The 17287-nt window shown below is 42.5% G+C and carries 18 protein-coding genes; 5 read left to right on the top strand and 13 right to left on the bottom strand.

Annotated elements, in window-relative coordinates; all coding sequences use genetic code 11:
* Nucleotides 1–199 precede the first annotated feature (199 nt).
* The 9 genes from NEJAP_RS16070 to NEJAP_RS16110 all read right to left on the bottom strand — a co-directional run bounded on the left by NEJAP_RS16070 (nt 200) and on the right by NEJAP_RS16110 (nt 9307).
* Nucleotides 200–940 carry a hypothetical protein gene (locus NEJAP_RS16070; RefSeq protein WP_236590968.1) on the bottom strand — a complete coding sequence of 247 codons (741 nt, stop codon included), beginning with the start codon at nt 938–940 and terminating at the stop codon, nt 200–202.
* Between the two features lie 25 nt (nt 941–965).
* Complete coding sequence (locus tag NEJAP_RS16075) at nt 966–2024, bottom strand: protein-glutamate methylesterase/protein-glutamine glutaminase (protein ID WP_201348177.1); 1059 nt, start codon at nt 2022–2024, stop codon at nt 966–968.
* Nucleotides 2025–2046: 22 nt separating this feature from the next.
* Entirely contained in the window at nt 2047–2673 is a 627-nt protein-coding gene (gene cheD / locus NEJAP_RS16080) for a chemoreceptor glutamine deamidase CheD (protein ID WP_201348178.1), read from the bottom strand.
* Nucleotide 2674: 1 nt separating this feature from the next.
* Nucleotides 2675–3547: a CheR family methyltransferase gene (locus tag NEJAP_RS16085; protein ID WP_236590969.1), complete on the bottom strand. Its 873-nt coding sequence runs from the start codon at nt 3545–3547 to the stop codon at nt 2675–2677.
* A gap of 15 nt (nt 3548–3562) precedes the next feature.
* Nucleotides 3563–5920: a methyl-accepting chemotaxis protein gene (locus tag NEJAP_RS16090; protein ID WP_201348179.1), complete on the bottom strand. Its 2358-nt coding sequence runs from the start codon at nt 5918–5920 to the stop codon at nt 3563–3565.
* A gap of 76 nt (nt 5921–5996) precedes the next feature.
* The gene (locus NEJAP_RS16095) at nt 5997–6485 is read right to left on the bottom strand and encodes a chemotaxis protein CheW (RefSeq protein WP_201348180.1); all 489 of its coding nucleotides are present in this window, start codon (nt 6483–6485) and stop codon (nt 5997–5999) included.
* A complete protein-coding gene (locus tag NEJAP_RS16100) occupies nt 6482–8656 on the bottom strand; it encodes a chemotaxis protein CheA (RefSeq protein WP_201348181.1) in 2175 nt (724 codons plus the stop codon). The genes NEJAP_RS16095 and NEJAP_RS16100 overlap by 4 nt, the downstream gene beginning before the upstream one ends.
* 6 nt (nt 8657–8662) lie before the next feature.
* Nucleotides 8663–9025, bottom strand: a complete 363-nt coding sequence (locus NEJAP_RS16105; RefSeq protein ID WP_201348182.1) for a response regulator — start codon at nt 9023–9025, stop codon at nt 8663–8665.
* Between the two features lie 18 nt (nt 9026–9043).
* Complete coding sequence (locus NEJAP_RS16110; protein WP_201348183.1) at nt 9044–9307, bottom strand: STAS domain-containing protein; 264 nt, start codon at nt 9305–9307, stop codon at nt 9044–9046.
* A gap of 447 nt (nt 9308–9754) precedes the next feature.
* On the opposite strand from NEJAP_RS16110, the gene NEJAP_RS16115 reads away from it, so the two are divergent.
* Nucleotides 9755–10012: a hypothetical protein gene (locus NEJAP_RS16115; RefSeq protein WP_028469839.1), complete on the top strand. Its 258-nt coding sequence runs from the start codon at nt 9755–9757 to the stop codon at nt 10010–10012.
* Nucleotides 10013–10052: 40 nt separating this feature from the next.
* Here NEJAP_RS16115 and NEJAP_RS16120 read toward each other — a convergent pair whose 3' ends face one another.
* From NEJAP_RS16120 to pdxH, 3 genes are read right to left on the bottom strand one after another with little or no spacing between them, the layout of a single operon-like run.
* Nucleotides 10053–10526 (bottom strand): FKBP-type peptidyl-prolyl cis-trans isomerase, encoded by a 474-nt coding sequence (locus NEJAP_RS16120; RefSeq protein ID WP_201348184.1) that lies wholly within the window; start codon nt 10524–10526, stop codon nt 10053–10055.
* Nucleotides 10527–10537: 11 nt separating this feature from the next.
* A complete protein-coding gene (locus NEJAP_RS16125; protein WP_201348185.1) occupies nt 10538–11200 on the bottom strand; it encodes an alpha/beta hydrolase in 663 nt (220 codons plus the stop codon).
* Nucleotides 11197–11847 carry a pyridoxamine 5'-phosphate oxidase gene (gene pdxH, locus NEJAP_RS16130; RefSeq protein WP_201348186.1) on the bottom strand — a complete coding sequence of 217 codons (651 nt, stop codon included), beginning with the start codon at nt 11845–11847 and terminating at the stop codon, nt 11197–11199. The genes NEJAP_RS16125 and pdxH overlap by 4 nt, the downstream gene beginning before the upstream one ends.
* 140 nt (nt 11848–11987) lie before the next feature.
* On the opposite strand from pdxH, the gene NEJAP_RS16135 reads away from it, so the two are divergent.
* Genes NEJAP_RS16135 through NEJAP_RS16150 form a run of 4 tightly spaced genes read left to right on the top strand, consistent with a single transcriptional unit; the run spans nt 11988 to nt 16572 of the window.
* Nucleotides 11988–12626: a paraquat-inducible protein A gene (locus NEJAP_RS16135; RefSeq protein ID WP_201348187.1), complete on the top strand. Its 639-nt coding sequence runs from the start codon at nt 11988–11990 to the stop codon at nt 12624–12626.
* Nucleotides 12626–13252: a paraquat-inducible protein A gene (locus NEJAP_RS16140; RefSeq protein WP_201348188.1), complete on the top strand. Its 627-nt coding sequence runs from the start codon at nt 12626–12628 to the stop codon at nt 13250–13252. The genes NEJAP_RS16135 and NEJAP_RS16140 overlap by 1 nt, the downstream gene beginning before the upstream one ends.
* A complete protein-coding gene (locus NEJAP_RS16145) occupies nt 13249–15855 on the top strand; it encodes a PqiB family protein (RefSeq protein WP_201348189.1) in 2607 nt (868 codons plus the stop codon). Before NEJAP_RS16140 ends, NEJAP_RS16145 begins: the two co-directional genes overlap by 4 nt.
* Nucleotides 15856–15870: 15 nt before the next feature.
* Entirely contained in the window at nt 15871–16572 is a 702-nt protein-coding gene (locus NEJAP_RS16150; protein ID WP_236590970.1) for a hypothetical protein, read from the top strand.
* A gap of 40 nt (nt 16573–16612) precedes the next feature.
* On the opposite strand, the gene NEJAP_RS16155 is transcribed toward NEJAP_RS16150, so the two are convergent.
* On the bottom strand, nt 16613–17254 hold the full coding sequence (locus NEJAP_RS16155; RefSeq protein ID WP_201348190.1) for a DUF2959 domain-containing protein: 642 nt from the start codon (nt 17252–17254) through the stop codon (nt 16613–16615).
* Nucleotides 17255–17287 lie beyond the last annotated feature (33 nt).

A 17287-nucleotide genomic window follows, 5' to 3' on the forward strand; every position in this document is an offset into this window, starting at 1 on the left:
TTGATATAGCTCAATCTTTGTGTTCAGATCTATTATAATAATCCTAGCTTATTGATATTCATCAATATTTAAAATCATCAAGTTTTACGTCAAACGATAAACACTGATCTAGATCAATAGTTTCAAGTACTCTTGCATCACTTCATGCATTTCAAGGATTAATCGCGGTCCTCATTAAGGATACCCTGCTAAATTTTGCTTAGAAAATTTCAACGTCCCCCGCTTGCATCCCCACTTGGGTAACTGGGCGCTTAACGGCTATCGACTGCTGTAGCTTTATTGCACGGCAGCTGTGTAATAAATTATCTAGCTGTGTTTGTATTTGTGTAGCATCATGAAATGATATCAACTTTAGCTGTTCAGCGACTTGAGTCAGTAAATGAGTATTCTGATTTAGTGCAGTTAATGCCTGTGAAGATAAGTCCTCAAACTGTAACGAGCTAACAGCATCACTCAGTGCACCTTCGAGTTGCTCTCCTAAAGCGTCTATTACCTGAGCATGTTCGCTAACATACCTATAATTGGTAGCAGCTATAGAAGGATTATTGGCTTTATTAAAGAGTTCAATTGAAAGCTCTCTGTGCTGACTAGAAAGTAAATTGACGGCTTTAAAGCTGTCGCCTAATACCTGAACAGCTTCTTTAATAATCCCATCAGTACGTGCCACTTCCTGTTTAATAATCAATGCTTCATGGGTTATTATCTGCTCTATTTGATCAAATATAGGGGCCAAAACCTCTTTTTCCAGTACTGATGGCGGTTGCTGAGCAGCACCAGAAGGCGACTTGTTACCTCTAATACCCGGTAACCCCACCAGCAAAATCCCAAAAAACAAACCCATTTCAGCAGCCCAACGAACACTAGAGGTTGTCATACTTTCGGCGACAATAAGTGCTAAGAATGAAATAACTAAAATAATGATCCCTATGTCTTTATTCATCATTAACATCCGTTCTTTAGCACTATTATGTTTTTAGTTTTTTAACTAATGCTTGAGATACTTTATCGAGTGGCAAGATATCTACCGCTGCTCCCAATTTTACAGCCGAACCAGGCATCCCCCATATCAAACTACTTTCTTCATTTTGGGCAATTGTATAAGCCCCCTCCTTCTTTAAGCGAAGCATTGCCTCAGCACCATCACTCCCCATGCCGGTTAATAAGACAGCGATAGCTACCTCTACGTTTACTGCATTCAGTGAGTCAAACAACACATCAACAGAAGGTTTATGCCGATTTACTAAAGCACTATCTTCCACTCTACATATTAACCTTGTGCCATGGCGCTCTATTTTAAGGTGACGTCCTCCCGGTGCAAAATAAGCAACACCTTGCTCTAACGCTAAACCGTCAGTCGCTTCGACGACAGAGATCACACTTTTTAGGTCGATACGTTTTGCCAGACGAGCACTAAATGAAGCTGAGATGTGCTGAGCTATAACAATAGGAGGAATATCCTTAGGTAAAACAGAGAGAATTTCCTGTAATGCTTCTGTTCCTCCCGTTGATGCGCCAATAGCAATGACGCTCTGCCCTATATTATTTTCTAAGTTCAGCGGTTTAAGTACGGGCGAAGAGTGTTGACGCGATGCAGGTGGAAGACTCATTACTATTTTATTTTTTACACTGGCCGCCGCTTTTAATTTTCCTTTTAACTCTTCAGCAAAGTCACTCATCGCCATATCTTGCGCACCCGATCGAGGTTTGGGCATATAATCAATCGCGCCAATGGCTAATGCCGTCAAAGTTTCATCAGTACCTTTTGCAGTAAAAGTCGATAACATAATGACTGGTAAAGGGTGTAGCCTCATCAAGTTACGTAAAAAAGTAATGCCATCCATTTTGGGCATTTCAATATCAAGGGTAAGCACATCGGGTTTAAGCTCTTTTATCATTGCCCTCGCTTCATAAGGGTCATGGGCAGCCCCCACAACCTCAAAAGCACTATCTGCAGATAAAACTTCTGTTATCACATGACATATCAGAGTGGAGTCATCAATAATCAATACCTTAATACGTTCCATGTACTACTCCTCCTTATCTCGCTCAAAACAACTCAACATCGCCACCTATTGGCTCAGCAGCCAATCTATTTTTAAAGTTGCTTTCTGCTGCCAACAATTTCTTATTATGTAAAGTAGCTAGTTTTTTTACTAACATGCGCCCTTGCTGAGGCAAATAAACAACATTACGCGGTTGATCACCACCTATATCCGCTGAGAGCATATCTAACCCTTCATCCAGTAAGTATTGAGTAACAAACCTCGTATTCTGCCCTCCAATATCACTCATTCCTTGGACCATGCGACCACCGCCTGTAATTTTTATCTCTAAGCGTTCTTTAACACCACCAAATTTCATAACGGCATTAATCAATGTCTCCATGGCATAGGCTCCATACCGTGAAGAATCAGACCAGTCGGTTGCTCGACTACTTTCAGCGAAGGGTAAAATAAAATGATTCATTCCGCCAACGCCTATAACAGGATCTCTCACACAGGCGGCAACACACGAACCGAGAGTAGTAGTAATAGCTTCATTATTTTGAGTAACATAGAACTCACCAGGTTTGATTTTTACGGCGAAACAACCTCGTGACTCAAGCCAATATTGATTGAAATTTTCGAAGCCAGGCAATACGCGTTGTGGCGGATCCAAGCAACTTACGACCATATCAATAGTCCTTTTGATAAATCGTATTACCGATCAATTTAAACCTGTCCGTTAACCGAAAGGGGGATTCTGAATGCCCTACAAAAAGAAACCCACCTGGTTTTAATAAATCCGCCATACGATTTAACAGTAGCTTTTGGGTTTCTTTGTCGAAATAGATCATAACGTTACGACAAAAAATCGCATCTAAGGGCCCTTTCATTGGCCAGGAATGCATTAAATTCAGCTCTTTGAACGTAATCATTTCCTTAAGCTCATCTGCAATTTTAACCATGCCTGAATACTGACCTCGCCCTTTTCTAAAGAAACGCGTTTTAAATACCGGCGGCATAGCATCAATGCGATCTACCCCATACATGCCTGTTTGAGCAATTTCTAGCACATCAGAATCAATATCAGTCGCTAATATTTTGATATCCCATTCACGCAAATCAATATCCGTCGTTCTAAGGGCCATCGCCAAACTGTATGGCTCTTCTCCCATAGAGCAGCCTGCTGACCAAATTCGAATTCGCTGTAAACCACCGGCGTCAACATCAGGTATCACTACTTGTTTTAGAAATTCAAAATGATGGCTTTCTCTAAAAAACGCAGTCAAATTAGTCGTCAATGCGTTTATAAAAAGTGGAAACTCTCCTACATTGCTGGCCAAATAAGAAAAATAAGCGCTAAAGCTACCCAATGATAATACTCTGATACGCCGCACTAGGCGGTTATAAACCATATCTTTTTTATAATCAGACAAGGCAATACCGGCATGTTTATATAACTGACTTCGTATGGTTTCAAAATCCTGGTCAGTAAAAACAAATTCCCGCTCTGGAGATACGTTCATTCCAATCACAGCCATTTTTTCAAGATTCTTATGAATCAAACTACAGCACTCTCACTAAAACTCTTCCCACTCAGTATCATCAGGAGTTTCCTTCATAAGAATGGTTTCACTTTTATATGAACCTGTTGCAGGAATTCGCGCTGCTTGCTCCGAATTTAAGTGCTTTGTTTTCCATCCGTGATTCTTAATATTGATAGCCGGCAGATGAGTAACATTTGATGGTGTAATAATGCTCACCTTGAATACATTTACTAGATGTTGCAGCTGCTGAGCTTGCTCATCCATCGATTCAGAAGCGGCGGCAACTTCTTCGACAAGCGCAGCATTTTGTTGTGTACCTTCATCCATCGCCGTGACAGCTGAGTTAACTTGCTCAATACCATTGGCCTGCTCTCGGCTAGCTTCTGCAATCTCGTTAATAATCGAAGATACCTTGGAGACTCCTTGCATTATTTCATTCAATGCACGCCCTGATTCATCGACATAGTGGCCACCTTCTTCCACTTTTTCTACACTATCGCTAATCAGGTGCTTAATCTCTTTTGCGGCACTAGCACTTCGCTGTGCAAGGTTACGAACCTCAGCAGCGACTACTGCAAATCCTCGGCCTTGCTCTCCCGCTCTTGCTGCTTCAACTGCGGCATTGAGCGCTAATAAGTTAGTCTGAAAAGCAATTTCATCAATCACACCAATAATTTCTGCGATCTTTTTAGAACTCTTGCTGATATCACCCATAGAGCTAACAACTTTCTCAGATATCACACGACCATCATCCGCTAACACCTTGGCTTGCTCTGCCAACCGGCTAGCTTCTTGAGCACTCACCGCATTTTGCTTCACTGTTCCTGTCATCTCTTCCATGCTCGCAGATGTTTCCTGCAAGCTAGTAGCTTGGCTTTCAGTTCTCTGACTCAGTGTTGCATTGCCATGAGCAATTTCAGATGCCCCCGTAGTAATGTTGGAGCCAGCTGAGCGGATTTCACTCACCATATCTTGAAGCTTATTCATCGAAGTGTTCAATGCATCATTTAACTCTGCGTACTCACCAGAGAAATTCCCCTGCATATTCTGTGTTAAATCGCCATCTGCCAAAGCCACTAATACGCGCTTAGCTTCTCGTACCGGCTCAACAACAGCATCCAGCATCTCATTAACTCCCGATGCTATATTTTTCATAAAACCGTCATAAACAGTATCGTCTAAGCGCTGGCTCAGATTGCCGTTAGATGCATCCTGAATTAGTCTTTCTACGGCCTTCTCTGCTTGCAACTGATCCGTCAAATCTTTCCACTCAACTACCGTGCCTAAACGCTCTTTATCAGGTGAAAATACTGGGTTAGCTAATAGAATAAAAGTGCGACCGCCTATACAAACCTGACTCTCTAAGCCCGACTTTAATGCATCCTTTAACTCTTCTTTATAAGCAATATCAGTATGAAATTCATCGATATTGCTTCCCAGTAATAGCTTATTATCAAACGTTGGCAAATCGGTACAAATATCATCCTGAGCAATACTAAACATTTTCAGGATGGCACCATTCACATAAATAATTCGACCCATGGGGTCTACCATCATCACGCTGGATGAAACACTATCGAGCGCTTGTGTGATTCGGCTTGAACGCAGTGCTTCCAAATGAGATTCATTAATTTCGAAACCGAGCTTAATGGCTAATGATTTCGCAGCACGATTAAGGCTGCCAATTTCACCCTCTTGCTCTACCTCTATATCTGTATGGTAATCTCCTTCACTGACACGTTTAAGTGTGGCAATAGTTTCAAATAATGGTTGCTTCACATATGTCCTGATACAACTTACTGCTCCAAAAAGCATAATAAGAAAAGCAGCAAATGGAGCAAGCGCAATAAGTGAGGTCTGCCCTGAACTATAGAGCCCGCTGGCAACTAACAGCATCACAATTAAAGCTATTGCGGCCCAGTTATATAGTTTTTTATCAAGTATTTGTGTGGGGATTTTGGACGGATCAGATAACCGAGCTTCTTTATTACGTAACTGTGTATAAAAAATTTCAGCAGACTGTCTTTCAGCATCAGTGGGGGCGGTCCGTACTGACATATAACCAACAATTTGTCCTTTTTTATATACCGGTGTTACATTCGCTTTTACCCAATAAAAATCACCATTATTACAGCGATTTTTTACCATTTTGCACCAAGGCCGATCAAGTTTTAATGTTGACCACAAATCTTCAAACGCTTCCTGAGGCATATCGGGGTGTCGGACAACATTATGATTCTGCCCGACCAGCTCCTCTTCACTAAAACCGCTAACCTGAATAAAGGCCGGGTTTACATAAGTTATCCGCCCCTTAAGATCCGTTTGAGTCACTAACTCCTGTCCAGGTGTTACGTGTCTTTCGTGATCAGTCACTGGCATGTTAACTTTCATTTAACTTTCTCCTCAGACAGGCTATTGCTTGACCAATTCCTGCCTGATAAATATTCAAATTAATTCACTATTGCAATCAGTCGAGATCAGCACCGCTTTGCTCACCCGAGTTCATCAAATAATCCAAATCTAATAGAACAACCATTTTTTCGTTCATTGTTGCCAACGCTTCAAAGTACTGTGGATCTATACCGTTTCTTATCAAAGGAGCAGACTGGATATCATCACTAGATACGTCATAGGTATCGGCTACCGCATCGACGACAACGCCCATGCAATGTTCACTTTCAGGACCATGTACCCATACAACGATCACCACTGTTGTAGCTCCATACTCTAGGCTAGGGAAGCCAAAGCGAATGCGTAAATCTATAATTGGAATTATTTCCCCGCGTAAGTTGAGCACGCCTTTCATGTAATCAGGCGAATTGGGTATGCGCGTCACAGGAACCCACCCACGAATTTCCTGTACACGTAAAATATCTACCCCGTATTCTTCATCAGCTAAAATAAAGGTGAGAAATTGACGCATTTTTAAGAGTAAAGGCTCTACTATTTCCGTCATATGTTCGCCTTTGCCAATAGGTGGCCATTATCCTTAGTTGCCGCATGTGGATACCGACTTGTTGATGAGTCCAACCCCATTTTAATGACACCTGCCACATCAAGAATCAAAGCCACTTGCCCTGTACCTAAAATCGTTGCGCCAGAAAAACCTTCTACTCGCTTATAATTTGTTTCTAAGCTCTTAATCACTACCTGCTGCTGACCTTGCAGCTCATCTACAATTAAGCCAGCCCTTTTACCTCCTCCCTCAACAATCACCATCAAACTATTAGTAAAGTTTTTAGGCGTTTCACTCAAACCAAAAACATCGCTGAGGCTAATAACTGGAATGTACTCATCTCTAAATGAAAATAAACACCCGCGACCTACAACAGCATTAAGGGATCCGGTCGATACCCAAATGGATTCGATAATAGACAGTAACGGGATGATATAAATTTCGTGATGCGCTTGTATTAGCTGCCCATCAAGAATAGCTAACGTCAACGGCAAACTAACAGTAAAAGTAGAGCCTTCACCCTCCTCAGATACCACCGCAACATATCCACCTAAGGCTTCAATATTTCGACGCACCACATCCATACCAACGCCTCTACCAGAAAGATCATTAACTTCGGCTACAGTGGAAAAACCAGGTACGAATATTAAGTCATGGATATCTGTATCGTTAAGTAATTGATCAGTAGTAATGAGGCCGCTGGACAAAGCTTTTTCTCGTATTTTATCGGTGTCTAATCCTCGCCCATCATCCTTAATTTGGATGATAATAAAACCACCTTGATGAGAAGCATTTAGGTGGACAGTCCCGCTCTCCGTTTTTCCCGCAGCAATACGTTCTTGTGGTGTTTCCAAACCATGATCTAGAGCGTTGCGTATTAAATGTAATAATGGATCCCCTATTTTCTCCATCACTGTTTTATCCAGCTCGGTTTGCTCTCCAGACAGCTTCAACTCAACCAGTTTCCCCAGCTTGCTGCTAATATCATGCACCATTCTTGGAAAACGATTAAAGACAAAACTTATCGGTAACATTCTAATTCTCATGACCTCCTCTTGAAGGTCACGAGTGTTTCTTTCTAATTGAACTAAACCGTCATTTAAGCGCTCAACCCCAGGGTGATCACAGTCAGACATTTCTAAACCAACCTGTCCCAACATAGACTGTGTAATAACGAGTTCACCGACCCTATTAATGAGCCCATCAATTTTATCAATACCGACACGAATAGAGCCTTGGTCAGCTTGATTTTTTCTTGAATTTTGCGCTGGAGCAGCAGGAGAGTCACTACTAATTTTAGGGCTGAGTGTTTCAAAACTGGCACTGGCTGGCTCTACACTTTCGGCATTAGCAGGCTGCTCCGTTGCTTTCTCAAAAGTCATCTCAGGAGCAACTGGATCATTCGTCACACTCTCTTCAGAAGTCACATCTGCCGACTTCTGCAAAGGGAAAACGGATAATGAGCAATCACCCTCGACCCATTCAAAGATCTCACGTACAGCAAGTTCACTGCAGTCACTATAAAGGTTAATTTTCCAATGTAGGAATAACTCCTCAGGATTCAACTCATCCAGACTAGGCACCAGACCTATCGCTGCATTAGTAACTAGTTGTCCTAGGTCCGCTAGTGCAGACATCAATAAGATAGGCTCATTTCCTGTCATCAGTAAATGAGGAGCCGGAGCAAAATCAATCACCCAACCTAGAGTCTCCATGACTGGAACATGAGAAGAAGACAGATCTATTATCTCAAGCTCATTTGAGACTATTGCTACCTTATCTTCATTATCACAAGATAACTCTGCTTCTAATTGCTGAAGTACCTGCTTTATTTGAGGTTCATCACATGCAGTACCATCTCTTGCCGCTTCTAGTAATAAACGTATGCAATCGACAGATGATAGTAAGACACTTTTTAACGAATCGCTGCATGACCTACGCCCTGCACGTAGTTCATCCATGAGTGTTTCAACTACATGGGTAAAATCTGTAATATTCGAAAAACCAAAAGTCCCTGCTCCGCCTTTAATTGAATGCGCGGCTCGAAAAATAGCATTGATGGCTTCAGCATCATTTTCTTCAAGATTTAAAAGACCAGACTCCATTACCTCAAGCCCTTCAAAGCTTTCTTCAAGAAAAACCGGAATAAACTGGGATAGATCAATGCTCATATGAGATTACCGCACAACACGCTTTAAAGTGGACAACAACGTTTCGGGGTTAAACGGCTTTACCAACCACCCCGTAGCACCAGCAGCTTTACCTTTATACTTCATTTCCTGAGAGTTCTCAGTGGTCAAAATTAAGATTGGCGTAAATTTAAACGACTCTAATTTACGCAATTCAGTACATAAAGAAATACCGTCCATTTTTGGCATATTGACGTCAGTTAAAACTAGATCGCATACAATATGTTTGGCTTTATTAAAGGCGTCTTCCCCATCTTCAGCCTCAACAACATCGTAGCCTTGTTTTGTTAATGTAAAAGTCACCATACTGCGTAACGATACTGAGTCATCAACAACTAAAACTGTTGCCATTTACAATCTCCAAAGAACCTACCAAGTGATACCTAAGGCATCGCTCATACCTAACCATTGTGCACTTTTTGACAAAACAGCCGAATTACCCGACCAGTGTATATCTCCCTCTTTTGCTTTAAGCGCTTGTTTCACAGCAAACAATAGCTGAATACCCGCCGAGTCAATTTTCTTAAGAGTAGATGTATCGATATAAAGGACAGAAGCCTCGCTGATTTGAGAGATAAATTCCTCTTTCCACTGCGCAATTTCAATGATGGTCAGGTGTTCAGGCAAAACCATAGTGGAACATCTCCTTAGCAAACTAATTACAAGATAGTCTAAATACTGTCCTGTAGAGAGATTCATCGGCATTTATTATTAAAACCTTTGTTTTTTCTTAATTGAAAATGCTTCCAACCCCAATGTCAGCAATAGTCCTGCACTTTGACAACATACTTTCTGGATATGATTCAAATAATCAAAAACTAAAAAAGAAAAGTCGTATATTAATTTTGATTATTTATTTCTCCATAATATCCTCATAAAATTAATGTCAAAAAAATCCTTTATAATCAGATACTTAAATAATAAAACTGGCAATCGAAATATCAAGAAAATATTTATTAAAAACTCTTTAAAAACAAAGACTTACAGAGGGTTTTTTATTGATATTTATTTGCGATAAATCAATATATATTTTATACTTATCATAAGTTATTAAAGACTAATCATTAAGAGAATAAGACAATGCAAGAGAAAGAAATTAAGCTTCTTTTTAATGCCGGTGTATTTGAATCTTGTCAGGCAACACCTATTGCTATGTCACGAGGATGGACACTTAAATTCATCGCAAAAGACAACAATGTCATTACGTTGGACCTACAGCGCAGCAAGAAAGAAAGGGAATTTAAAAGTTTGGACGGCGCAGCGGCTGTCGCAAGAAAGATTGGCTTCGAGTGGTTAAATGTGCATATCGGAGAACTGGAATGGCGGGAAAAAGTCTAACGGCGCTTGAGACATCAAACGCCGTAGGTAATCGAGGTTGTTACACAGGATTAGCAGCCTGGCCAGCTTGAATTTCTTGTGCTGTTGCCTCTCGTATTGATACGATTTCGACATCAAATGTAAGGCTTTCGCCAGCGTATGGATGATTAGCATCTACAGTAACGACGTCGTCCTCGATTTCAATAACGCTGACAACTTCATCTTCGCCTGACTCGTTAGTCATATGGCACATCAACCCGACGGCCAATTCTGGCATATCGGCAAATAGTGCTCGCTCAACGTCGTAGATTTTTTCTTCATCTATTTCGCCATAAGCTTCTAATGGCGTCAGTGATACACGAAAGTGATCGTTAACAGATCGACCAGCCATCGCTTTTTCCAGACCGGGTACAATATTATGATACCCATGAAGATAGGGAATAGCGTCCCCTCCCTTAGAGCCATCTAACACTTCGCCCTGATCATTGATCAATGCGTAATGAAAACAAACCACAGCATTATCAGTTATTTGCATTAAAAAACCCTCTATTTACTTAATCGTTCAGTTATCCAGCGCCCTAAAACCGTCAGCGACTCTATGGATACTTCATGAGCCATCGAGAATGTCTGCCAATCTGGATGGTAACCTTTCATTTGTAACTGCTTAACCGCGTTTTCGCCCAAGCTCAATGGAACGACATCATCTTGCTTTCCGTGAATCGACAAAATCGGCATCGTGCTCTCTGCAGCAGTATTTATATCTTCAATAGGACGCGGCAAGTACGTAGACATAGCAGCAACACCGCCAAGTTTCGCTATATAACTCAACCCCGTCTCATAAGCGACAGCACCGCCTTGTGAAAAACCTATCAACAGAATTCTTCCTGGCGCTATACCTGACTCAACCTGCTTAGTGATCAGGGCCGATATACGCTCAATTGAGACATCTAGCTGTGCTTCATTGATCTCACGACCATTTCCCATGCTTAAAATATCGTACCAAGAGCGCATTACGAAGCCACCATTAATGGTGACAGCCTGCTCCTTAGCATTAGGGAACATAAAACGAACAGCAAGCTCTTCTGGCAGCTTTAGATAAGGGATAGTTGGAGGAAAATCAGAGCCATCAGCTCCCAACCCGTGCATCCAAATAATAGCGGCATCGCATTCGGATTTTGTTTCAACAACTATCATGTCATTGTCTATCATGGTTGCAACCTCTTAATTTCCCAAGAGTTTCCATCTAAAGAGTAAGTGAAGCGATCATGCAAACGACTTTCTCGACCTTGCCAAAATTCAAATTTAGTAGGAATTAAACGATACCCCCCCCATCGCTCAGGACAAGGCACTTCTTGATTTTTATATTGGGATTGCAACTGCTCTACACGTGCCTCTAGTTCGTCACGCGAAGCTATAGGCTGGCTTTGCTGTGATGCAACAGCGCTCAGCTGACTTCCTATAGGGCGCTGATGGAAGTAATTATCCGCTTGCTCAGATGTTAGCTTTTCGACACGCCCCTGAATACGAACCTGTCTTTCTAACCCGTACCAATAAAACATAATTTCAGCTTGTGGATTTTCTTCAAGTTCGCAGCCTTTCTGGCTTTGGTAATCGGTATACCAAGCGAAACCCTCAACATCGAAATGTTTCAACAATACAATTCTTGCCGATGGCATCCCCTGCTTATTGGCAGTGGCGAGTGTCATAGAAGACGCATCATCGGGGCGAACCTTACAAGCCACATCAAACCATTCTGTAAACTGTACGAACGGATCGGAGGCGATAGTATCGCGAGTAATCCCCGAAGAGACATACTCACGACGTAAATGGGTAACATCACCCGCATTATCTGACATCTTTAATCTCCTATATAAGCGGCCTACTATAACGAAAACCAGCACCCCATACATCTGTCCTGATACGGTTTAGTGTGGATAGCCATAACATGGCCCTTTCTGGCATACTGCGTTTTGATAAAACAGATCTATAGAGGCTTATGACTGACAGGGGTTTAGCATCGACACAACCGGGTAAATTCTGGGTATGCCCAGAGTGTGATCTATTAATGAACCGTCGCGCCATACCCCACCAGCACGAAGCGCACTGCCCTCGCTGCCAGTCTTTAATCGTGTCCAGCAAACGTCACTCTATTGAATGGACACTCGCTCTTGGTATTGCTGGCTTGATCTTATTTTTCCCTGCTAACTTATTTCCTATTCTGACGCTCACAACACTGGGGCTTTCTCAATCAGAAACCATCTTTATGTCAGTAACAGCACTTTACGATAGCCATCTGTATGCTGTTTCAGCTCTCGTCTTAATGTCAGCAATTGTTGTCCCTCTGATGAAATTGTTACTCATGACCTATTTAAGTGGCTGCCTTTTATTCCATAAACCAGCGCCGCTGCTTTCGTGGGCGATGCGTAGCTACCAGCAGCTGGATAGTTGGGGGATGCTAGAAATCTATATGTTGGGCATTCTAGTTTCTATTGTGAAACTCGTTGATGTTGCTGATGTCACTCCAGGCATTGGTTTATATAGTTTAACTGGGCTCATTATTGTGACCTTACTTACATCCACACAACTTGATCGCCATCGTTTTTGGCGGCGTATAGAACAACTGGAGAGGCGTTAATGCAACACTCAGCACTGACGCGCGGTATTATTATTTGCCATTGCTGCGAAAAGCCCGCCTCGATAAAACAAGATGGGCAGACTTGTCCCCGTTGTGGTACACATATCCACCGTCGAAAACGACATTCAATAGCTTATACTTGGGCTTTACTGCTTGCATCAATGATCATGCTGATTCCTGCTAACTTACTCCCTATAATGACTTTTAAATCGTTAGGAAAGGGAGACCCTGCGACTATTATGCAAGGTGTTTTACAGCTTCTTGAGCACGACATGCTAGGCATCGCACTGGTTGTACTGACAGCATCTATTATTATTCCTGTCTTGAAGGTAGTCGGTTTGATCATCCTTCTGTTAACCGTGCAGCTAGGTTGGACCACTAATATGCGTCAAAAAATGCTGATGTATCATTTTGTTGAGTGGATCGGCCGCTGGTCTATGCTTGATATTTTTGTTGTTGCCATCCTTGCTGCCATTGTTCAACTAGGAAGCCTTGCCAGCGTCACAGGCAACACCGGCGCTACCGCCTTTGCCGCTGCCGTTATTTTTACCATGTTAGCCGCCAACTGTTTTGATACCCGCTTAATATGGGACAAACATCTGGAAAAACTTGAGGTCTTCCCATGAGCGATCATGACCCTATTCTTACCCGCCGTCATCTACCTTCAGCTATCTGGTTTTTACCATTACTAGCAGCCATTATTGCAGGCTGGCTGGTCTACAAAAACTATGACAACAAAGGCGTTTTAATTGAAGTTATTTTTGACTCTGCGGCGGGACTCGAAGCAAAAAAAACTAAGGTATTTTATCGCGGATTACCCGCAGGAGTAGTCAAAGAACTTAAGATTGATGATGACCTTAGGCGGATTAAAGCGCTAATTGAGATGGTGCCACAAACAGAGAAAACACTCACCGAAAATGCACAATTTTGGCTAGTAGAACCACAAGTCTCCCTCTCCGGTGTTCGCGGCCTAGAAACATTACTTTCTGGGAGCTACATCAGCTATCAACCTGGCCTTGAAGGAGAGCCTAAACGTGCATTTGAAGCGCTTGACCAGCCCCCTCCGCCAATTAAAAACTCCGATGGCCTTTACATCACGTTAACCGCCGATAACGCACGTTCTGTTTATCAAGGTGCTAAGGTTTACTTCCGTGATATTGAAGTGGGAGAAGTGCTCAGCCATGCACTCAGTAGCGACGGAAAAAAGGTACTGATAGAGACCTATATAGAGCCTCGCTTCACTTATCTCATTAAGGAAAACACACGCTTTTGGAATGCTAGTGGCATTAAAGTAAAAGCTGATTTTTCAAAAATAGATATCCAGATCGGCTCTCTCGCTTCTATCATTGCTGGCGGCATTCACTTTTCAACACCCGATGAATCTTCCCCAGAAGCCAACAACAGCCAAATTCTGCCTCTCTATGATGACTATGAAGCCGCACAAGATGGCATCGAGATTACGTTAAGATTCCCCGGCGCTACAGAGCTACGTGAAGGAGCAACCGTACAGAGCCGAGGCATTCAAATTGGCCGTGTAAAACAGGTCACTCTCACAGATGATTTCAAACACCTAGATAGTATTTTATTGATTGACCCTCGCGCTCAAGACCTTCTCAAAGAGGGGTCACAATTTTGGCTGCAAAAACCCGAAATATCTTTGGAGAACCTAGGCAATATTAGCTCGCTACTACGTGGCAGTCACATTGAACTAGAAGCGGGTCAAGGTGCTGACAAGAGGTCATATAACGCACTTGAAATCGCCCCCATTAAACGCCAGCTCAGTATGGGGAAAGCCATTGAATTACGTACAGAGCAACTGGGCTCTATTTCCAAAGGCGCCCCCGTTCTTTACCGTCAACTACCCGTAGGTGAAGTGATTAACTACGAACTGGATGGCGAAGGAAAACAAGTTATTATTCATGCGGCAATAGAGCAGCGTTACAGCCATCTGATCAAGAATAACAGCCGTTTTTGGAATGCCAGCGGCATCGACCTAACCGCCAACATTGACGGTCTCGAGTTGCGTACTGAGTCAGCAGCAGCGCTCCTACGCGGTGGCATTGCATTTTTTAATCCTCCCCAAACAAGCAAGACTAAAAAATCTACTTCTGTGTATCAGCTTTACCGTGATTATCATCAGGCATCTGAGAAAGGCATCTTAACTGACAAGCGCTTTCAAAAAGCTTTAAAAATCCGCTTGCATAGCAAAAGTTCAGGTGCACTTAGTGCAGGAGACCCTATTCTCTACAAGCAGATTCCTGTTGGAGAGATAGCACAGACTGTGCTTAACAAAGATGGCAACAGCGTTACTATTTATGCTTTTATTGATCCCACCTATGATCACCTTATCAATGAAGGCAGCCGTTTTTGGATAGCCAGTGGCATTAAAGCTGATATTTCCTTAAAACAGCTAACGATACGTTCTGAATCAATTAAAACCTTAGTGCAAGGCGGTATTGCTTTTGAAACAGAGCATGTTGGCAAAGCAATCAAGCCAAACCACCTATTTGCACTTTACCCTGACCACACAACCAGCCTACAACAGCCTCTTGGTATACAAATAACATTCCCGGCGGGAAAAAGTGTCCAACCAAATACAGACCTTCGCTTCAAAGGACAAATCATAGGAAAAGTTACAAAAGTAGCTGTTATCAATGAAGGCAATGAATTGCTGGTTGATTTGAACCTATTTCGTGATGGCCATTTCTTAGCCCGTAAGCGCAGCTTATTTTGGGTCGTTGAACCGGCTATTCGCTTAAGCGGTGTTGACCATCCTGAAGGTATTCTAACCGGTAACTTTATCGAAGCATCATCAGGTGAAGGACCTGCCACATTCTCTTTTAAAGGCGTAACTAAAGCACCCGCATTTGAAAATAAAGAGGGGCTTAACCTAATTGTGCACGCTCCCACATTAGGATCACTCTTTAAGGGCAGTCCAATATTTTATCGTCAGGTGCCTGTTGGCTCAGTCACAGGTTATGACCTAACACGTAACGGAAAAAACGTAGAGATATTTATCAATATAAAACCTGAGTACGCCCTTTTTGTGCGTAAAAATAGTGAGTTCAGAAATGCCAGCGGTGTGAGGATCGACTTCTCATTATTTGGCGGAATCGACTTTCGTGCTGATAGCTTAGAAACCATGATTGGCGGTGGCCTGAATTTCACCTCTCCACCTGAAAGCCAGCCAGCAAGCTCAGGTGAAATTTTTGTTATTGATGAGATGTAATTCTGGAGTTAAATAATGCCCGTAGCTTTACGAGTCGTCATATTAGGCATGATTATCAGTTTATTGGTAGGTTGTCAGCAAGGAAAAGTCCGCTCTTTTAATGTTAAAAACTTAGCTAAATCAGATATCGATATGGTAACAGACGCTCATTTACAAGAGCTTAGTAAACTAGCGCGTGAACTCTTAGTAAAGATGTACAAGCTCAATCCCAGAGAGCTCGCTAAAGCCCCTGCGGGAATGACAGTCGACAAGCGCATTTCTCAGCTGTTTAGTATGCCGCGAATTATTCAGTTTGCAGAATTAGGAAAGCCTTATGGAACCACAGCTGTACCCGTCGCTTTTAACCCTACTTTTTCAGGAGATCGAGTCTTTGCACTGATGGTAGGTATTGCGGGCATGATTCACGGCTCATACAATTATCAGGACGAGTTTTTTATGCTGGATGAAATAGACCAGCAAAAGCTCTACCACTGTGCACGAAATTTAGAATCTATTGCATGGCAGTTACACCATCGGCGTGATGCTCACGGAGAGCTATTACTTGTCAGCAACAGTATTAATAGTGTGACAGGAGAGACAAACCTAAGCACGGAACGTCTCTTGGCAAAAATGATATCGTTACAGGATATGATGGCACGCATCCTTTCAGATAAGAATAACCGTGCCATCAACAAAGTTTTGCATGGTGTCGCATCGACCACCTTATTACCAATCTAGGCTGTTATGCTTAACCACAAGCAGCCTATCGCCCAAAAGACTATTGTGTTTCCATTGCGCGAATAAAGGTATCAGACTCTTGAATCGAGCGCTGCATTTCATTAATTAGACGATCAATGTTTTGTTGAATGCCTGCAAACTCACCTTTTAACGCACCAACAGCCCGAGCATTTAAGTTATGCTTAAGATATAAAACATTATCATTAAGCGCCGAAAGTACTGGTTGCATGCGTTGTTCAGCGCGCTTCATTATGCGTAAAAGAGCCGTATAACGATTTTTTGTATCCTTCAGCTGCTTAGCACTTTGAGCACGTAAGTTAGCACTTTGATACTGCTCCAGCTCTTCTTCCCATTCTTCAAAAAGCGCTTGCGCTACCTGCTCAACACCCTTGATACGCTCTGATACATTGTCTGCCGCTTCAACACTATCATCATATTCCGCCTGTAATCGGTCATAGAGTGTTTCCAACTTACCGCCATCAAACTGCACGACCGCGCGATACTGCTCTAACGCATCTTTAAACTGCTCTTGTGCTTCACCTTGAGCATCGCGCGCATTTTCAACTCGATCAACTAGGATCTCGCGCTTATGCACCCCGACCTGCTCCATCGCGGAATAATACGCACTCTGGCAGCCTGTCAGTAAAACCATACAAGACAACAACAATAATTTTTTTAACATCCTTCCTATTCTCCTTTCGTCTTTGGATGGACC

It is taken from the genome of Neptunomonas japonica JAMM 1380, assembly GCF_016592555.1.
Classification (GTDB): domain Bacteria; phylum Pseudomonadota; class Gammaproteobacteria; order Pseudomonadales; family Balneatricaceae; genus Neptunomonas; species Neptunomonas japonica_A.